This is a genomic window from Blastococcus sp. TF02A-26, assembly GCF_003319125.1.
Lineage (GTDB): Bacteria > Actinomycetota > Actinomycetes > Mycobacteriales > Geodermatophilaceae > Trujillonella.
The window spans coordinates 72206-88505 of the sequence record NZ_QOHG01000018.1 but is presented as its reverse complement, the minus strand read 5'-3'; the positions used below and the strand labels follow the sequence as shown (position 1 = coordinate 88505).

Sequence of the window (16300 nt, the reverse complement as noted above, 5' to 3'; positions counted from 1 at the left end):
TCCGCCACGCTCAACTCCCTCATCGAGGGAGCGTCAAGGATCAGCCGAAACAGCTGTCAACCATCAACCGCAACACTGTCGCGCCTCACCCGAAGCCCCGTGGTCAAGCATCAGGCGAGACAACACATCATCGCGAGTGGGCCCCGTGGGGATCGAACCCACAACCCGCGGATTACAAGGTTGTGCGTTCCGCCCGGGATGTCACCCGACGTGACGACGCCCTCATCATCGCCTTCCCGCCGCGCAGCATCGACCCGCAGCTGCTCGAGCCGTCCCGGATGGCGGCCGCGTCGTGAGCGAGCTCGACAGCCACGACGTCGTCGTCCAGGCGCTGGTCGGTCAGCGGCCCGACTCGACGGTCGTCGTGGATGGGGTCGCGGTGACGGCCCTGAGCGACGTCGGCCAAGGCGTGGTCGACCGGCTGCGCGGCAGCGCCTTCGGTCGACTCGAGGACGTCCTCGCGGGCGGTCAGCCGAAGCTCGAGCGGCTGCGGCCCGCCGAGCTCGACGTCGACGTCGCGGCCTGCCGGGTCTGCGGCTGCACCGAGGACGCCGCATGCCCGGGCGGCTGCTGGTGGGTCCCCGACCCCGAGCAGCTCGGTGAGCTCTGCAGCCAGTGCGGGGCGACGTCGTGACCGCGACGGCCGAGCAGCAGGCCGGACTGCGCCTCTGGGCCCGCGGCCTCTACCCGTACGAGGCCGGCGTCGAGCTACTCATACGCCACCGCAGCCTGGCTGACCGGATGGCCGCCGGGGGCTTCCTGCTGAGCAACGCCGAGGACCCCGAGGTACCCCGGGGCCTGGTCTGGCCCGACGTCGCCGGCTTCGTCGACTCCGGCCCCGGGCTGTCCGGGTCGCAGCGGCGCATCGTGGCCATCATCGGCAGCCTGCTCGGCGTCGAGGGCTACGCCGTCGACCTCTCCGACGCCGTCGCCGGCCTCGACCGCGACAACATGGCGCTGGTGCTCGCGGCGCTCAGCCACGCGAACGGCGCGCACGAGCACCGCGACATGACCGCCCTGCACCAGGCGCTGGCCGAGGCGCAGCGGGACGGAGCTACCACCCTCGCGTGGGACCCCGCCGCCGATGAGCCGCTGCCCCCGCTGTACCCGTGGCCGGCCGAGGCGGTGACGGCGGGTGGCTGAGCGGATGCCGCTGGCTCAGCTGCTGGCCCAGTACGGCCCCGGCAGCTACGGCCCGCCGTGGTCCTGGGACGACGAGGTGCGCGACCTGGTCGACCAGGACCCGAGCTACCAGCGGGAGCTCGAAGCCGAGCTGCTCGCGCAGGGCGTCCGCGAGCCCGTGCTGCTCGGGCCCGACGGGCGTGTCTGGGACGGTCATCATCGGGTGGTCGCCGCCATCCGCCTCGGACTGCCGGACCTGCCAGTACTGGTCGCCGCGGAGACGCCGGCATGACCGGCGCCGTGCTCGAGCGCGCCGACCGGGGACTACTCGCCGCGCTGGCGATCGCCTTCGACGAGGTCGGCGTCCGGGACCGACCGAGCCGCCTTGCCTACGCCGCCCTGTACGTCGGCCGCCCGCTCGCGTCGACGAGCGAGCTCGCCCCGGATGAGGCCCGGGAGCTCCGCCGCTACCTGCGGCGCCACCGCGGGGAGGACGGCGTCCTCCCCGATCTGATCCGGACGGCGGACGAGCGCCGCCAGGCCGCCGAGCGGACGGCGCCGCGGCCGTCGACGTGCGCGTGCACCGACGGTGGCCGGCCCGGCCAGCCCAGCGCGTGCGACCCGGCGGGCTCCGGCCGGTACTGCCCACCGGCGGTCTGCTGGTGCGGCTCCTGCCCATGGTGGGCGCCTGCGCCCCCGCCCAACTACGCCGCGGCGATCGCCAAGCTGGCCGCCGAGAAGAGCGGTGCCCAATGACCTTCACGTACACCGTGCGGCCGATCAGCGACCGGACACCGTTCGCCGGCGCGCACGAGAACAGCCAGTTCACCGCGACCTGGTCGGACACGCTCGATGTCCTCGACCGCGAGCTCTACGCCCTGGACGCGGAGCACATCGTCATCGAGGTCGACGTCGCTGAGCGGGGGATCCGCGCGGACGGCATGCTCCGGGCCGACGCCCGGGCGGCGTCGCCGGCGGTCCGCCTGGCCTTCGACTCGGTGCACGGGCCGCTGCAGTACGCGACCGACCGCTTCGTCCGCCCGTCCTGGCGCCGCGACGGCATGCAGTCGGACTGGCAACACAACCTGCGCGCGATCGCGCTCGGCCTCGAGGCGCTGCGCAAGGTCGACCGCTACGGCATCACCCGCCGCGGCGAGCAGTACGCCGGGTGGAAGGCGCTCCCCTCCGGCGGCGGGGACGCGATCCCGATGCCGGCCGCCGCGATGACGGTCGACGCGGCCGCCCGCTTCGTCGCCGAGCACGCCGACGGTGTCACCGCGGACGACGTCCTCGGCGAGTGGCTGACCGGGCGGAGCAGCGCCTACCGAGTCGCCGCCCGTCGGCTGCACCCGGACAACGGCGGCGACGTCGTCGCGTTTCAGCGGCTGCAGGACGCTCGCCGGCTGCTCGACGAGTACCGGGCGACCGCGTGACCGCCTGTGACCGGGCCGGCGCGGCGTCACCCGTCCGAAGGTGAGCGCACCACCCGACCGAGGCGTCCCGGATGCTGCGGACCAGCCAGTCCCGTACGCCTGCCGCATGAACGACTCGGGGGACCTGACCGCTGAGCTGCTCGAACAGTGGGCCGTGTGGATGCGCGGCGCCGGCATGAGCGAGCGCACGGTCAGTAACCGGCTGGGCCTGGTCGACCACCTCGGCCGGTATGCCGGCGTCGAGGCGGCGCTGGCCGAGTGGCAGCACCTCGCGGAGTTCCTGGGCCGGGACGCGACCCCGCTGATCTCGCCGTCGACCAGGGCCGCCGGCGGGACGACGTCGCCGGCGTCGCGGGGGCGGATCTCGCCGGGCACCCGGGCGGTGAACTACGCCGACCTGCACTCCTGGTTCTCCTGGCTGGTGGCCATGGGCTACCGCAGCGACAACCCGGTCGACCGGCTGCACAAGCCGCGCGGCGTGAAGCGCACCGCCAGGCCGATCACCACCGCCCAGCTCGAGCGAGTACTCGCGACGGTGAACCGTCGGCGGACCCGGGCGATGGTGCTGCTGGGCGCCTATCAAGGGCTGCGCGCGCACGAGATCGCGAAGTTCCGGGGCGAGGACATCGACGGCCCGTGGTTGTCCGTGGTGGGGAAGGGCTCGAAGCCGGCGAGGCTGCCTCTGCATCCGGCGGTCGCGGCGATCGCGCACGACTTCCCCCGCTACGGCTGGTGGTTCCCCGCGCACCGCGGGCCGGGCCCGGTCAGCGGCAACTCGGTCTCGAACACGATCAGCAAGCTGATGCGGCGGGCGGAGGTGAACGCGACCGCCCACCAGCTGCGCCACTGGTATGGCACCGAGGTGCTGCGGGCGTCGGGCGGGAACACCCGGATCGCGCAGGAGCTGCTGCGGCACGAGTCGCTGACCAGCACGCAGATCTACACCTTCGTCGACGACGACGAGTGCCGGGCCGCGGTGCTCGGTCTGCCCGTGGTCGGGGCCGCCGCGGTGGCCGGCCGGCGGCTGCGCGTCGTGTCCCCGGCAGACGACAAGCGCCCCTCCCCCGCCACGGGCTGGCGGTGGGAGGGGCGCTCGGGGGTGGGCTGACCAGGCCCGGGTGTTGCTCTCCACGTGACGCCTCCAGGCGGCGTCGTCAACGGTAGGGGCGACCGGTGACAGTTCCGGGGCTCACCGCTGTACGTACACGGTGCAGCCGCCGCGGAAGCGACCCTCGACGCCGACCCGGCGCTGGCGGTGGACCCGGGACAGCGCGGCCGAGGCCTTGCCCTGGCGCCAGCCGGCGCGGTCGCAGAGCTCGTGCACGGTCAGGCCGCGGGCGCCGGCGGCGGCCACCCAGGCGACCGCCTGGTCGGCGACCGTGTCGGCCGGGGAGATCTCCGGCGCGCTCGTCGGCCGGCTGGTGGCGCGGCCGGGACGGCGGCGGCCGTCGAGGGACGTGACGCCGCCGGAGTCGTCGAGCCGGCCGGCCGCGCGCAGGACCTTGAGGTCGCCGGCAACGGTGCCCGCGGAGCCGGCGCCCGGGGTCGCCTTGATCGCGCGGACGCTCATCCCGGCCTGGCGCATGGTGAGCAGCCGCTCCTGCCGCGGCTCGGCGGGCAGCCGGAAGTTCAGGTCGCCGAACTCGGCGGCCAGGTAGTCCTCCCAGCTGCCGTGCCCCAGGGGCTCCCAGACCCGGCCGGACCACGCCTCGATGAGCAGGTCGACGGCGACCTGCAGCGTCTCGCGGATCCGGTTGGTGATCCGGCGGGCGGCAAGCTCGTCGAGCATCGGGGCAGCCGGCGCCTGCAGGGCGGCGGTCACGCTGCGACCGCCAGACGGGCCTCAGCGGTGGCGGCCGCGGCCGCGGCGCCGGCGGTGCCGCGGGCGCGGAGCCAGTAGCGGGCACCGAAGTGGTCGAGCAGCACGACGACGGCGGGGTCGTCGGCCTGCTGCGGGGTGAGCGAGGGCTGGAGGCGGAGGGCGCCGGCGGTCTCGTCGAGGACGACGACGGCGGAGCGGGCCTCGGCGACGGTCGAGACCATCGCGGCGGTGATGCGCGGAGCGGTCATGCTTCCATTTTCGGCACTACCCCCTGGGAGCTGTACCCGAAAATGGAAGTAGTGTCACCCGGTCGGGGGAGGGGTTCCGTGCTCGGCGGCCGCGACCAGGCTGGTGACGTCCATGCCGAGCGCGGCCGCGATGACCTGGACGTCGTCGAAGTCGAACGCGGCGGGCCCGTTGAGCTTGCGGCTCAGGCTCGACTGCGGGATCCCAGTCTGCTTCGACAGCGCATAGGCGCTTACCTGACGCTCGTCCATGAGCCGCCGCACCTGCATCGCGATCGCGCGGGACAGCTGCTCGGACATGACCACGCACCCTAGTTCGGCGTCTGGGGACTGATCCTGGAGCCGAACCGCTCCCCTCCCCCAGCAACGACGACGAGGCCCCTCCCGCCGGGTGGCGGGAGGGGCCTCGGTGCTGGGCGCCGATCTCCCAGCGCGCCGGCGCGGTAGGAGATCAGCCTCTCATGGGGGTGTGACAGAAGTCGGTCAGTCCAGGCCGTACTCGGCGCGCAGCTTCCTGACGTCGACGAACGGGCCGGCGACCTGGGTGCGCTCGATCAGCGCGGTGTCCGGCGCCGACGGCGGCTCCGGCCGGCTGAACCAGCGCGCCGGGGGCACCGGCGGCAGCTGCCGGGCGGGGACCAGGCGGACGCCGTCGTCGTCGCGGGGGTCGGCGAGCGGCGTGACGTGCCGCCGGGCCCGCAGGGCGCCGAGCAGGCTGGAGCCGGCGCCGACGACGGCGACGATGCCGAGCCCGATCAGGTGCGCGGCGAGCTCGCTGATCTCGGCGGGCAGCAACACGCCGCGGCGGGCGAGCCAGCCGACGAGCAGGGCGGTAGCCCAGGTGGCGATCGCCGCGGTTTGGGCGGCGCTGAGGACCGGCTGCGGGCGGCCGGGAGAGGGGCGGGTCACGGGCAGGACCTCCGTCACTGGAACTTGTCCATGATGTTCACGATCAGCCCGATGCCGGCCAGGCCGCTGCCGCAGGCGAGTCCGACGACCCAGCGCCGCCCCTCGACCAGGCGCCGCTCGAGGCCGGTGACCTGTTCGCGGGCGGAGGCGACGTCGCGCTGCCGCTCGGCTTCCTCTTCGCGGACGGCCAGGCTCAGCTCGTCGAAGCGCCGGTCGGCCTCGCGGCGGTGGATGTACTGCTCGGGGAGCTTGGCGAGCTCGACGCGCATGTCGGCCGACAGGCGGCCGACCGAGTCCTCGACGCGGCGCAGGCTCTCGACGACCAGGCTGAGGACCCGTCCGGTGCCGTCGGACTCCGGGCCGCGCTGCACGGGGATGGTCACCGCAGCACCACCCCCGCCAGGACGAAGCTCAGGACGGTCGCCGCGGCGATGGTGATGACGAACCAGCGCGGCGTCTGGAACGGCTGCTGCAGGTCGTCGACGCAGCCCATGCGAGCGCCGTCGACGCCGGCGTAGGTGTCCTGCGCGCCGTCGGGCCGGGCGGTCACGTCGCCAGCCCCAGGGCGCGCCAGGTGTTGCGGCCGACGACGCCGTCGACGTCGAGCCGGCTGCGACGCTGGAACTCCCGGACGGCCGCCTCGGTGGCCGGACCGAAGTCGCCGTCGACGACCAGGTGGCCGGCGTAGGCGGGGTAGGCGGTGCGCAGCCGCTGCTGCAGGGCCTGCACGTGGCCGCCGGTGTCGCCGCGGCGCAGCGTCGGCCGGCCCGCCGCCGGCGCGGGGACGGGGGTGGCCGCGGCGGCCGCGGCGTAGGCGGGGTAGCCGAAGCCGCCGCGAGCGCCGACCGAGCGCCGGCGCTGCCGCATCACCTGGCCGCCGGTGCGGGACCCGGCCGCGTCGGTGTTGCCCTCGATGGCCGTCCAGGACCCGTCGGGGTGGACGGTCTCGACGATCCCGACGTGGCTGATCCGGCCCATGCCGGGCCACTCGTAGAAGACGATCGCGCCGACCCGCGGCGTGCTCCCCCAGGCGCCGCGCTGGCGGAACCAGTCGGCGCCGGCCGGGGTGTACGCGTGGCGGGGGATCAGCGCGCTGGCGCCGGCCGTGATAGCCACCCAGGAGACGAAGACGGCGCACCACGGGTAGGCGTCGCCCGACACCTCGCGGCCGTAGAACCAGGCGTTGTACTTCACGCGGTTGGAGCCGATCGGGGACTCGGCGGTGCCGAGCTCGGCGCGGGCGACGTCGAGGACAGCGACGGCGGTGGACATCAGGCCTCCTGAGGGCATGGCGAAGGGCCCGACCTCGGGAGGTCCGGCGGGGAACGTGCAGGAACGCGGCAGCGCGGGAGGGTCAGTCGCCCAGGCGGGTGATGACGAGGTGGTTGCGGAAGCCGTTGGTGCCGTCGGCCACGTCAGAGCTGGGCTGGACGATGCTGCCGCCGATGTAGCTGCCGGCCGAGATCCGGGCGACCGTGGAGGTCTGGGTGCTCGAACCGGTGATCGTCGTGCCGATCGTGCGGACGTCGGTCATGTAGTTGACGCGCACGCCCGCGGGCGCCGTGTTGCCGGCGGACTCGTGCTCTACGAAGTAGAGGCCGGACTTCTTGATCAGGATCCGGCGGTCGTCGGTGGCGCTGAAGTCGTGGCCGAAGTACTCGCCGCCGCCGATCTGCGGGGTGCCCGCGTAGCCGGGGTCGTAGGACGTGAAGGTGTCGTAGCCGTCCCACGGCACCGGGTACCAGATCGAGGGGGAGTTGTAGCCGGCCGAGTTGGCTCGGAAGACGCGGATCGAGGGCAGCTGCCCGAAGGGCGCGGCGGGGTCGTAGGTGGTCTTCCAGACCGCCGGCGGGCCGGCCGCGGTGCACAGCTGCACCTGGCCGTTGTCGAGCCGGTACACCTCGAGCCCGGGGAAGGCGGTCAGGGCGTCCCGCTCCGCCTGGTTGCGCACGGGCACGCGCGCACCGCGAGCGACGGTCTGCCGGGCGGTGTTGGCGATGGTGACGTTGGAGCCGTTGGTCGACGTCGCGCCGGCAGCGACGGTGACGGTGCCGAGCTCGGTGGCGCCGACGATCGTCGACAGGTCCGGCTTGGTCGGCGTGCCGGTGCTCGAGGAGCCCTTGAGGACGCCGTACTCGGGGCCGGTGGCGGCGTCCGGGGTCGGTACGCCGGAGGTGGTGTCGCGCTGGCGCTCGTAGACGACGTCGATGCGCGAGCCGGTGGCCGGCGCCAGGTCGACGTCGACCTCGAGCGCGGCGTCCAGCGTCGGCCCGAGGTAGGGGCCGTTGGCCACTCCGCGGGAGCCGACGGAGTGGTGCACGCCGATCAGCACGCTCATCTTGGGGCCGGTCTTCGCCGTGCCCGTGATGAGGGCGGTCGAGCCGGGGCCGTGCAGGACGCCGGTGCGTACGTCGAGCGCGGTGGGGCCCTGGACGGCGAGCAGGCCGCCCACGGCGTGCCGGGCGTCGCGCTGGTCGGTCTGACCGGCGCCGGCGGTGAGGGCATCGAGGCCGGGCATGGGACTCCTTCACAATCGGGTGACCCGGGGCGGGTCGGCTTGAGTCGGGACCGGCGAGGGCCGATACCTGAGGCATGCGCATGGGTGAGGTGCTGTCCGCGGTACGGACGAAGGCCGGGCTGGCTGTCGTGGGCGCGGCGCTGGTCGCCGCAGGTGTCGGCGTCGGTGCGGCCGCGGCGGCCGGCGACGACGAGACGGGCACCCGCGAGGTGGCCGATACCGGTGCGGTGACGACGTCGTCGACGCCGGCGGCTCCGTCGGCCGAGCCGGCTCCGGTCGCGCCGCCCTTCGCGGAGCAGCCGGTCGCTACGGTCGAGGACGTGACCGAGCCCCAGGCCCCCGCTCCGGTGCCCGCGCCCGCGCCCGCGCCGGAGACAATCCCGGCCCCGCAGGTGAACCCCGACGGCTCGCTGCCGGAGGGCTGGACCCCGCCGCAGAACCCTGGCGAGCCGCCGGTCGCGCCCGACCCGGGTTGGACTCCGGCCGAGCCGCTTCCTGGCGAGCCGGGATACGTGCCGCCGGCTGGCTAGGCCTGCTGCGTCCGCCAGCCGAGGGGCTCGACGCGCAGGGCTCCCGAGCCGCTGGTCCGCCGGCCCTGGATCTTGATCGTCAGGTCGCTCATGTGCGCGCCGGCGACGGCCGCCGGACCGACGTACCTACTGGCCACGACGAAGCCCTCCGTGGCCACGGGTCCGATTTGCACGTCGTTGACGAGGACCCGGGTTTCACCGGTCGTCCCGGACGTGTCCATCGTCGCCCGGTAGCCCACCTGCAGCCGCGGCTGCTGCTTGGTGATGGTGGTGTCCCAGAGGGTCTCGAAGGTCGACGACGTCGTGGTCACGGACATGTCGGCGAACCGGGTACGGGAGAAGGCGCCGGACAGCCACGGCCGGGCGATGCCCTGGCCTGAGTCGGTGTCGTCGGCCAGGACGACGTTGCCGCCGCGGTCGTACCAGTTGGCCGCCTGTCGGAGGACGCCGTCGCTGGTGTTGGCGTCGAACATCGCCAGCGCGGGGGTGCCGTCCGCGCGCCGGATGACCAGGCCCTGCTGGATGGTGCCGTCGGGCATGGCGGGGCCGACCGGTCCGATCTCGAAGAGGACGACGCCCGACGCGGTCTCCAGCGCCAGGCGGCCGCCGTCCTTGATGGTCAGGCCGGCGCCGCCGGTGATCGAGGCGTTGCGGAGGAACCCGGAGCGGGCGAACCCGGCGATGGCGTCGTCGATCATCTTCTGGACTCGGCCCCAGAAGCCCGGGGGGACGGCGGCTTCCTGGGTCATCCGAGGGCCGCCTGCAGCGGGTACATGTCGAGGACCACCCTGTCGGTGAGGTTGCCGGTCTTCTTCCGGATGCGGAGGCGGTGCTCGCCGGTGCCCAGCCAGGGGTGGCCGGCGGTCTTCACGCGGGCGTAGTCGCCGGCGCGGACCTCGGTGGCGGCCGAGGCGTGGACGGTGACCTTCCAGACCTCGACCGGGCGGGCTGAGCGGTCGCGGAGGTTGGCGGCGTGGCCGTCGAGGGTGTCCTGCTGCTCGACGCTGGACCGGCTCTCCTCCTGCTCGAGCGGCGGGTAGCCGGCGTCGAGCAGCGTGGTGTTGGAGGCGGTCGCGATGAGCATGTCCCGCTCGCTGCCGTTGCCGGTCACCCAGGCACGGGAGCCCATGACCGTGGCGTCCCCCTCGGTGCCGATGCCGAGCACGGGGGAGCGCCGGGTGGTGGTGTCGAAGACCCAGTCGCGGCCGATCTGGGCCAGCTGCGGGGTCTGCTCGGTGCCGGTCTCCATGAGCCACTGCAGGAAGCGGCGGTCGTCGGGGTTGCGTCGGGCGGGGAAGCGGATGTCCGGGGCCGCCGTCTCGCGCTGGGTGAGCTCGCGCAGCTGCTGCCCGACGTTGAGCAGCTTGTAGCCCGGGAACGTCTCTGTCCGCGTCCCCGCCGCGGCCTCCGGTAGGACCAGGGGCAGGTCGCCGCCGACGTGGGTCATCGCCTGGGCGACCAGCGCGCGGGCGATGCCGCCGAGGTCGGTGCCGGCGATGGTGGTGTCCGCGGACGGGTCCTGTACGCGCTGGCCGGCGGCCAGCACGGGGATCACCTTGCGGTAGTCGAACAGGGACCACAGGCCTGCGGCGCCGAGGGTGAGCTGACCGCGCACCCAGTCGTAGGGGAACGTCCAGATGGGCCCGGCCTCCTGGATGCGGTCGTCCTGCTCGACGGCGAGGAACGCCCGCGGGCCCATGACGGTCTGGCGCAGCTGCAGCCGCTCGATGACGTCGTTGGGGACCGTCACCTGGTCGATCGAGCCGGCGCCGTTGAGCGTCTGCGCCCAGGAGCAGCCGGTTGGGGAGAGCTCGCCGAGGATCCGGCCGGTGCGCAGGTGGCCGTAGAGGACTCGCGTGGTCACCAGTACGTGTCCTCCCATCGGGCGGTCAGCAGGGCCGCGGGGTCGCGGGTACCGCCGAGGGAGGTGAACTGGACGGTCAGCGAGCCCGGCGCTCCGGTCTGCTGGTCGCGGCCGGGCACGAGCAGCCAGTCGCTGTTGAGCAGCTCGAGGCGGCGGTCCGCGGTGCCCTCGGCGAGCACGGCGCCGGTCTCGGTGTCGATCTCGATGTGCTGGCCGGGCGGCACGGCGGTGCCGTAGGTGATGCGCCGGCCAGCGGCGGAGATCTCGAAGCCGGACGGCAGCCCGTGAGTCGTCCCGGCGGCGACCTCCAGGACGATGCCGGCGTCGGCCGTCCCCTCGTTGACCAGCACCAGCTGGCCGCTGGTCCCCGCCGTGCCCCAGTCCAGGACCCCGTTGGCGAACAGCGGCCAGGCCAGGCCGCCGCCGGAGGCGGGGAGCGCGGTGGAAAGGCTCTTCTCGGGCCCGTAGCGGAGCGGGTCCGTGCAGCGCCAGGCGAGCGCGAACGGGACGTGTCCGGAGGCGTAGTCCTCCCCCACCGGCAGCGAGCGCCGGACCAGGCGCGCGCCGGCGGTGAGCCGGCGGCCGAACGTCTCGATCGTCAGCGGCTCCTCCTCGGAGGACACCGGGGTCGCTCCGAGGACGGCCTGCACCAGCTGGTCGCGCGCCTGGCGGTTGGCGATCGCCCCGCGCACCGTGACGGTCCGCGCGCGGGAGTAGATCGGGCCGGGGTGGTCGCCGTGCGCCCGGACCCGGGGCTGATCCAGCGAGGTGTCGAGGTCGTCGAGGTCGTCCCAGCCGGAGATCTCGTGGACGTCGATGTCGGTGTCCCCGCCGATGGTCAGCCCGCGCCAGAGGATCTCGGTGTCAGCCATCGAGACCCCTGGTGGCCGCGGTCCAGGTCAGCTTGTCGGCCATCTCGAAGCCGGTCTCGTCCCGCTGGGTGACGACCTGCCCGACGGTCGGCCGGCGGTCGGCGATCGCGGCGACGACGGCGCCGAGCCGGTTGTAGTCGATGTCCAGGCGGACCACCCCTCCCATGGCGGCGGGCGCCGCGGCGGGCGCAGGGGTGAGCACAGGTGCCGCGGCCGCCGCCGCGGCGGCGGCCGGCTGACGGAGGGCCTGCGCGGTCAGGTCGGCGGGGGTGACGTAGCCCTGCGCGCCGAAGCGGACGAGCTCGGGACCCTTCTCCCCCACGAGGAAGGTCTGGTTGGGCCACACGGGCCCGCCGACGGCGCGCTCGGCGTTCTGCCGGAGCGCGTTGACGTCGGCGCCTCGAGTCGAGCTGCCGCCGGCCGTGGTGGCGACGATCGTCGCGTAGCGGATCCGGGAGAGGTTGGCGAGCGCGGTCTCGGCGTCGCGGGTGTCGGCGGTGACGTAGACCTGCCCGTTCGGCAGGGTGACGATCTTGTAGCCGAGAGCTTCGATCTGCTGCCGCTGCTGGTCGGTCGGCGCGTCGATGACGACGCCCTTGTAGCCGGGGATCTCGGTGACCTTGGCGCCGAGCTCCTCCATGCGGTCCTTCGCCGCGGCCGCGTGCACCCCGGTCTCCTGCAACGAGACGCCGGAGGCCTCGAGCATCGCGATCTGCTGGTCGATCGCGCCGGCGAGCTCCGGGCCCGCCGCGTCGCGGAGCCGGTACAGCTCCTGCAGCGCGCTCGTCTGCAGGATCCGCGCGTACTCCTCCGAGCCCTGGGCGGCACCGGACATGTCGGCCTGCTGCTGACCGAACGCGACAGCGGTGTTCTTCGCCGCCTCGGCGGCCGCCAGCTGGGCGCGCTCGACGTCCTCGGTGCTGGTGCGGATGTCCTCGTTGGCGTCGTTGAGGTGCGCCTGCGCCTCGGCGACGGCGGCCTGGGCGTCCTCGAGCTGGTTCAGGCTGTTCTGGTAGCCGAACTGCGAGTCGATCGCGGCCAGCGCCTGGTTGGCCTGGTCGATCATCGCCTGCGTCACGCCGTAGAGCGCGAGCTCGGTCTCGCCGGCGGCGTCAGCGACGTCGCGCTGCGCCTGCTCGTACCGCTCCTGAGCGCCGGTTGCCTCGGCGCTTTCCCGGCCGTGGTCGCGGATGGCGTTCGCGAGCTCGGTCTCGGCGACGGTCACGTTCTGCTGGGCGACCTGCAGCGGGGTCAGGGAGTCGTTGAACTCCTTGGCCTCCTCGTAGGCCTTCTGGAAGTCGCCACCGATGTCCGCGGCGGCCTGGCGCAGCCGCTCGAGGGACTGCTGCGCGGCCTCGGCGTCGGGACCGCCGGCCCGCACCTTCGCGAACAGCAGGGCGGCCGACTCGCCGAACTCGCGCACGTTCTGCTCAGCAGACGCCATCCCGGCGCTCACCGCCGCGACGCCGATGCCGATGATCGGGAGCGCCTTGCCGACGTTGGTGAGCGCACCGCCTGTCCGGCCGAGCGCGGTGTTGGACGTCCCGAGGCGTCCCTCGAGGGCCTGCATGTTGTTGCCGAGGCCACCGATCAGCGACCCCGCGAAGCCGGCGGCCTTCATGCCCACGAACCCGGCGATGATCGCGGGCAACGCGGGGCCGAGCGCCTGGGCGGTGTTGAGCACCAGGCTGAGCCCGGAGTTGACCGCGGGCAGCGTGGCCGCGACGGCCGGGAGGACGTCGCCGGCGAGCTCGGCGCCCTCGCCGATCAGCGTGGCCAGGACCGGCAGCAGCTCGACGACGACGTCGCCGAGCCCGTCGAAGGCCTGCTGCGCGGCGGGGGACTTCTCGGAGAGGTCGGCGAAGAAGTCGCCGACGGCGGTGCCGGTGCGCTCCATGAACGACCCCAGCCCGTCGACGGCGGGGCCGGCGTTCTCCACCGCCGCGACCAGGCCGGGGAGGGCGTTCTCGGCCATGTCGAGGGTGGAGTCGGTCAGCCGCTCCATCTGCGGAGCCGCGGCCTCGACCGCGTCGATGATCTGCGGCTTCATCCGCTGGAAGCTCGCGCCCATGCGGTCGGCGATCCCGGGCAGGACGTCGGCCATCGGCTGCCCGATCTCGTCGACGCCGTCCTTGACGGTGTCGACCAGCCCGGCGAACGCGGCCTTGACCTCGTCGTTCTGGGAGGCGGCGGCGATGCCGATGACCCCGAAGCCCATGGCCACGCCGGCCAGCGCGACCGGCAGCGCCACGCCGGCCGCGGTGGCCGCCCCCACCACGAGCGCCAGGCCGCGGGCGATCGAGGCGACCTCGTCGCGGCTCTTGGCGGCGGCGACCTCGACCGCCAGGCGGTGCTTGGCGGCGGCGTCGGCCATCGCCTTCTGCTGCTTGTCGTACTCCCGCTGCGCCTTCTTGTAGGCCGACACCGACACCTCGGCCTCCGCGGCCGCGGCGCGGATGGCGCGCTGCGCGTCGGACGAGTCGCCGAGCAGCTTGATCACGACGTCCTTGGTCAGACCGTTCACGTGTCGGCCCTCCCCTCCCCCGGGCCGGACCGGGCGTCTGTTCAGTTCTGGACGGTCGGGCGGGAGGGCCCGCAGGACGGGCAGTCCCTGGCCGGCATGGGCGCCAGCACGACGTGCTGGCCCGGCGGGAGCTCCTTGAAGTGCTGCTGCGCGCTGTGGGTCTTCACGCAGCCGGGGCACTCGTCGGACAGGTGCGCGTGGTGGGCGTGCGGGTTCTCGGCCCAGTCCTCGGGGTGGGTGCCGCAGCCGCGGCAGCGGAGAGCCTCGTGAGCGGCCCACTCGAGGGCAGCGTTCTGGGAGCGGCGCGACCAGCGCAAGAAGGCGTCGAGCTCGATGCCGCGGGGCCCGCAGTAGGCCATCCGGGCAGCGTGCAGGCGGTCGCGCCTCAGCCTTTTCCCTGGCGCCCGTCCGGGGTGTTCAGGTTGAGCGCCAGCAGCGCGTTGTTCAGCGCGAGCAGGTCGCCCTTGGAGTACTCCGGGCGGGCGAGCTGCTCGGCCCACCAGGACTCGGCCTGCAGCTCCTCGTCGATGCAGGACGCGGCGAGCAGCGCTGCGCGGACGCCGGTGAGGTCGACGTCGCCGTCGTCGTCCCGGGGGGCGTCGCCCAGGACGGCGTCGAAGACGTCGTCATCGAGGGACTGCAGCTCGATGAGCACGACGGTGTCGGCCTCGGCCTGCTGCGCCTGGGCGAGCTCGCGGCGGAGCTCCGCGCTGCGCTCCTCGAAGCGCAGCGTCTCCTCGGTGCTCTCGGCCGGGTCGGTCGCCGTGTTCAGGTGCCGGTCGAGGGCGGCCTGGCAGACGGCGACGGCGGCCGCGGCGGCGGCGACGTTCCCGACCTGCAGGGGGAACGTCGCCGTCCGCCGGGCCTTGCCCTCGATGCGGGCGCGGAGGCTCACGGGATGTCGAGGACCGCGACGGTCACCGAGGCGACCGCGGAGTAGTCGACGTACACCGAGCCGTCGGTCTGCCGGTAGGCGTCGCCGCGGCTCAGGCCGATGAGCATGTCGGCGCCGGCCGGGACGGCGACGACCCTGTCGGCGATCGCGAGCCCGTCGACCGTGCCCGGGGTGGGCAGGGTGACGTTGATCGAGACGCCGGACCCGTTCTTGATCCGCAGGGCGCGCGCCTGGCGGAGCACGAACGAGTTGCCGTCGACGTTGGCCGGCTCGAAGGCCGGCGTCAGGCCGGCCGGGGTGGCCACCTGCGGGGTGATCGCGGTGCGCGCCATCGGTCAGGCCTCCAGCATCTTGGTCAGCGCGGGGACGGTCATGGCCCAGGCCTCGTACGAGGGGACGCCCAGGCTCATTGCCTGGTCGACCAGCTCGGACTTGTCGGCCCGGGCGGTGCTCGTCCGGGGAGCGGTGGTGGGGGTGGTGTCGTCCACGAGGTCCTCCTGGAGCTCGCTCAGCGGGTGGGGGGCGAGGCTCAGAGGCCGGCGGGGAGCGTGATCTTCTCGACGCGCTGGATGCCGAAGTCGACGCGGATCTTGAAGTAGTCGTTGTCGAAGTTGCGCAGGTTCACCACGGCGCCGACCTCGACCTGGAAGACCTCGCCCGGGCGGCCGGAGACGAGCCCGCGGTCGGCGAAGGCCAGGTAGAAGGTCTGGCCGACGGCGAACTCCGCGGCGGCGTCGTTGCCGAGCTTGTCCGCCGTGAAGGTGATCGAGGAGCCCTCGAGCGTGATCGCGCCGGCGACCTGGGTGCGGGTGCGGGACTTCGCGCGCCGGCGCTCGATGAAGTTGGTGTTCGACGACCAGCCGGCGAGGTCGAAGACCTCGTTCAGCAGCTTCAGGCCGCCGTTGATCTCGGCCGCGGTCGGCTGCAGGCCGGTGCTGTCGGTGATCGTGTTGATCCGGACGATCTCGGCGACGCCGGGCTGGTAGAAGGCCTGGGCGTTGGCGATCTCGGGCATGGGTGCGGTCCTCTCGGGCATGGGGAAGACCCGGGCGCCGGCGGCGTCCGGGGGCTGGGGCGAGGGGCCGACCGTTCAGTTCTGAACGGTCGAGGGGATCAGCGGAAGCCGGCCTCGCGGGCGGCGTCCTCGGCGGCCTCCGCGATCTGCTGACGGGCCTTGTCACCCATCGCGACGACGGCCGGCCAGGCGTAGGGCCGCTCGGCCTGAGACACCCAGACGTCGCGGTTGCCGTAGACGGGGTGCCGGAAGGAGCCGCCGCGGCTGCCCGCGTCGGAGATGCCCTCGTAGGCGCGGGCGTGCGGTGCGTCCGCGGAACTGACGCGCAGCTGCAGCCCGACCCGGCCGGCTGCCACGCTGGCGATCGGCCGCACGGACATCGCGGCCGGGATGCGGGTCGACCAGCTGGCCCTGCTCTTGGCGTCGGCCAGCAGCGGCTGGCCCAGCGCCTCGATGCGCCTGCGCAGCGCGCCGCGGGTGGCCGCGCTCATCCGCAACAGGTCCTTGGCCAGCTGGTCAACCGTGACCGATCCGAGGCGGTCGGTGGCCAC

At 73.8% G+C, this 16300-nt stretch carries 26 protein-coding genes; 8 read left to right on the top strand and 18 right to left on the bottom strand.

The window, feature by feature from the left end; all coding sequences use genetic code 11:
• The 7 genes from DQ240_RS24115 to DQ240_RS18530 form a co-directional block, all read left to right on the top strand.
• Nucleotides 1-296, top strand: a 296-nt coding sequence (locus tag DQ240_RS24115; RefSeq protein WP_233498814.1) for a hypothetical protein, incomplete at its 5' end; no start/stop codon positions are given.
• Nucleotides 293-634 (top strand): hypothetical protein, encoded by a 342-nt coding sequence (locus DQ240_RS18555; RefSeq protein ID WP_113841153.1) that lies wholly within the window; start codon nt 293-295, stop codon nt 632-634. The genes DQ240_RS24115 and DQ240_RS18555, both read left to right, overlap by 4 nt.
• A complete protein-coding gene (locus DQ240_RS18550) occupies nt 631-1143 on the top strand; it encodes a hypothetical protein (protein ID WP_147262034.1) in 513 nt (170 codons plus the stop codon). Before DQ240_RS18555 ends, DQ240_RS18550 begins: the two co-directional genes overlap by 4 nt.
• Entirely contained in the window at nt 1136-1414 is a 279-nt protein-coding gene (locus DQ240_RS18545) for a ParB N-terminal domain-containing protein (RefSeq protein ID WP_113841149.1), read from the top strand. Before DQ240_RS18550 ends, DQ240_RS18545 begins: the two co-directional genes overlap by 8 nt.
• Complete coding sequence (locus DQ240_RS18540) at nt 1411-1878, top strand: hypothetical protein (RefSeq protein WP_113841147.1); 468 nt, start codon at nt 1411-1413, stop codon at nt 1876-1878. The genes DQ240_RS18545 and DQ240_RS18540 overlap by 4 nt, the downstream gene beginning before the upstream one ends.
• Nucleotides 1875-2555: a molecular chaperone DnaJ gene (locus DQ240_RS18535; RefSeq protein WP_113841145.1), complete on the top strand. Its 681-nt coding sequence runs from the start codon at nt 1875-1877 to the stop codon at nt 2553-2555. The genes DQ240_RS18540 and DQ240_RS18535 overlap by 4 nt, the downstream gene beginning before the upstream one ends.
• Nucleotides 2556-2661: 106 nt before the next feature.
• Complete coding sequence (locus tag DQ240_RS18530) at nt 2662-3663, top strand: tyrosine-type recombinase/integrase (protein WP_199589394.1); 1002 nt, start codon at nt 2662-2664, stop codon at nt 3661-3663.
• An 81-nt stretch (nt 3664-3744) separates the two neighbouring features.
• Here the strand turns inward: DQ240_RS18530 and DQ240_RS18525 are convergent, their stop codons facing one another.
• The 8 genes from DQ240_RS18525 to DQ240_RS18495 form a co-directional block, all read right to left on the bottom strand.
• Complete coding sequence (locus DQ240_RS18525) at nt 3745-4377, bottom strand: hypothetical protein (RefSeq protein WP_113841143.1); 633 nt, start codon at nt 4375-4377, stop codon at nt 3745-3747.
• Nucleotides 4374-4625 carry a hypothetical protein gene (locus DQ240_RS18520; protein ID WP_113841141.1) on the bottom strand — a complete coding sequence of 84 codons (252 nt, stop codon included), beginning with the start codon at nt 4623-4625 and terminating at the stop codon, nt 4374-4376. The genes DQ240_RS18525 and DQ240_RS18520 overlap by 4 nt, the downstream gene beginning before the upstream one ends.
• Nucleotides 4626-4679: 54 nt before the next feature.
• The gene (locus DQ240_RS18515) at nt 4680-4922 is read right to left on the bottom strand and encodes a helix-turn-helix transcriptional regulator (RefSeq protein WP_147262033.1); all 243 of its coding nucleotides are present in this window, start codon (nt 4920-4922) and stop codon (nt 4680-4682) included.
• A 183-nt stretch (nt 4923-5105) separates the two neighbouring features.
• Nucleotides 5106-5531, bottom strand: coding sequence for a hypothetical protein (locus tag DQ240_RS18510; protein WP_147262032.1), 426 nt, complete (start codon nt 5529-5531; stop codon nt 5106-5108).
• Nucleotides 5532-5545: 14 nt separating this feature from the next.
• On the bottom strand, nt 5546-5914 hold the full coding sequence (locus tag DQ240_RS18505; RefSeq protein ID WP_113841135.1) for a hypothetical protein: 369 nt from the start codon (nt 5912-5914) through the stop codon (nt 5546-5548).
• Nucleotides 5911-6081, bottom strand: coding sequence for a hypothetical protein (locus DQ240_RS23425; protein ID WP_158548803.1), 171 nt, complete (start codon nt 6079-6081; stop codon nt 5911-5913). Before DQ240_RS23425 ends, DQ240_RS18505 begins: the two co-directional genes overlap by 4 nt.
• Nucleotides 6078-6803, bottom strand: coding sequence for a peptidoglycan-binding protein (locus DQ240_RS24110; protein WP_158548801.1), 726 nt, complete (start codon nt 6801-6803; stop codon nt 6078-6080). Before DQ240_RS24110 ends, DQ240_RS23425 begins: the two co-directional genes overlap by 4 nt.
• Before the next feature lie 82 nt (nt 6804-6885).
• Entirely contained in the window at nt 6886-8049 is a 1164-nt protein-coding gene (locus DQ240_RS18495; RefSeq protein ID WP_113841132.1) for a hypothetical protein, read from the bottom strand.
• An 80-nt stretch (nt 8050-8129) separates the two neighbouring features.
• Between DQ240_RS18495 and DQ240_RS18490 the strand changes: the two genes are divergently transcribed.
• A complete protein-coding gene (locus DQ240_RS18490; protein WP_147262031.1) occupies nt 8130-8579 on the top strand; it encodes a hypothetical protein in 450 nt (149 codons plus the stop codon).
• On the opposite strand, the gene DQ240_RS18485 is transcribed toward DQ240_RS18490, so the two are convergent.
• From DQ240_RS18485 to DQ240_RS18445, 10 genes are all read right to left on the bottom strand, one after another.
• On the bottom strand, nt 8576-9328 hold the full coding sequence (locus DQ240_RS18485; RefSeq protein WP_147262030.1) for a hypothetical protein: 753 nt from the start codon (nt 9326-9328) through the stop codon (nt 8576-8578). The genes DQ240_RS18490 and DQ240_RS18485 overlap by 4 nt on opposite strands.
• A complete protein-coding gene (locus DQ240_RS18480; protein ID WP_113841126.1) occupies nt 9325-10443 on the bottom strand; it encodes a hypothetical protein in 1119 nt (372 codons plus the stop codon). Before DQ240_RS18480 ends, DQ240_RS18485 begins: the two co-directional genes overlap by 4 nt.
• Complete coding sequence (locus tag DQ240_RS18475) at nt 10440-11315, bottom strand: phage tail domain-containing protein (RefSeq protein WP_113841124.1); 876 nt, start codon at nt 11313-11315, stop codon at nt 10440-10442. Before DQ240_RS18475 ends, DQ240_RS18480 begins: the two co-directional genes overlap by 4 nt.
• Complete coding sequence (locus DQ240_RS18470) at nt 11308-13839, bottom strand: hypothetical protein (RefSeq protein ID WP_113841122.1); 2532 nt, start codon at nt 13837-13839, stop codon at nt 11308-11310. The genes DQ240_RS18475 and DQ240_RS18470 overlap by 8 nt, the downstream gene beginning before the upstream one ends.
• Before the next feature lie 41 nt (nt 13840-13880).
• A complete protein-coding gene (locus tag DQ240_RS18465) occupies nt 13881-14198 on the bottom strand; it encodes a hypothetical protein (protein ID WP_113841120.1) in 318 nt (105 codons plus the stop codon).
• Between the two features lie 26 nt (nt 14199-14224).
• Entirely contained in the window at nt 14225-14734 is a 510-nt protein-coding gene (locus tag DQ240_RS18460) for a hypothetical protein (protein WP_113841118.1), read from the bottom strand.
• Nucleotides 14731-15066 carry a hypothetical protein gene (locus DQ240_RS18455; protein WP_113841115.1) on the bottom strand — a complete coding sequence of 112 codons (336 nt, stop codon included), beginning with the start codon at nt 15064-15066 and terminating at the stop codon, nt 14731-14733. Before DQ240_RS18455 ends, DQ240_RS18460 begins: the two co-directional genes overlap by 4 nt.
• A gap of 3 nt (nt 15067-15069) precedes the next feature.
• Nucleotides 15070-15222 carry a hypothetical protein gene (locus DQ240_RS23420; protein ID WP_158548799.1) on the bottom strand — a complete coding sequence of 51 codons (153 nt, stop codon included), beginning with the start codon at nt 15220-15222 and terminating at the stop codon, nt 15070-15072.
• Between the two features lie 41 nt (nt 15223-15263).
• Entirely contained in the window at nt 15264-15749 is a 486-nt protein-coding gene (locus tag DQ240_RS18450; protein ID WP_113841112.1) for a hypothetical protein, read from the bottom strand.
• A gap of 98 nt (nt 15750-15847) precedes the next feature.
• Complete coding sequence (locus DQ240_RS18445) at nt 15848-16300, bottom strand: HK97 gp10 family phage protein (protein WP_113841110.1); 453 nt, start codon at nt 16298-16300, stop codon at nt 15848-15850.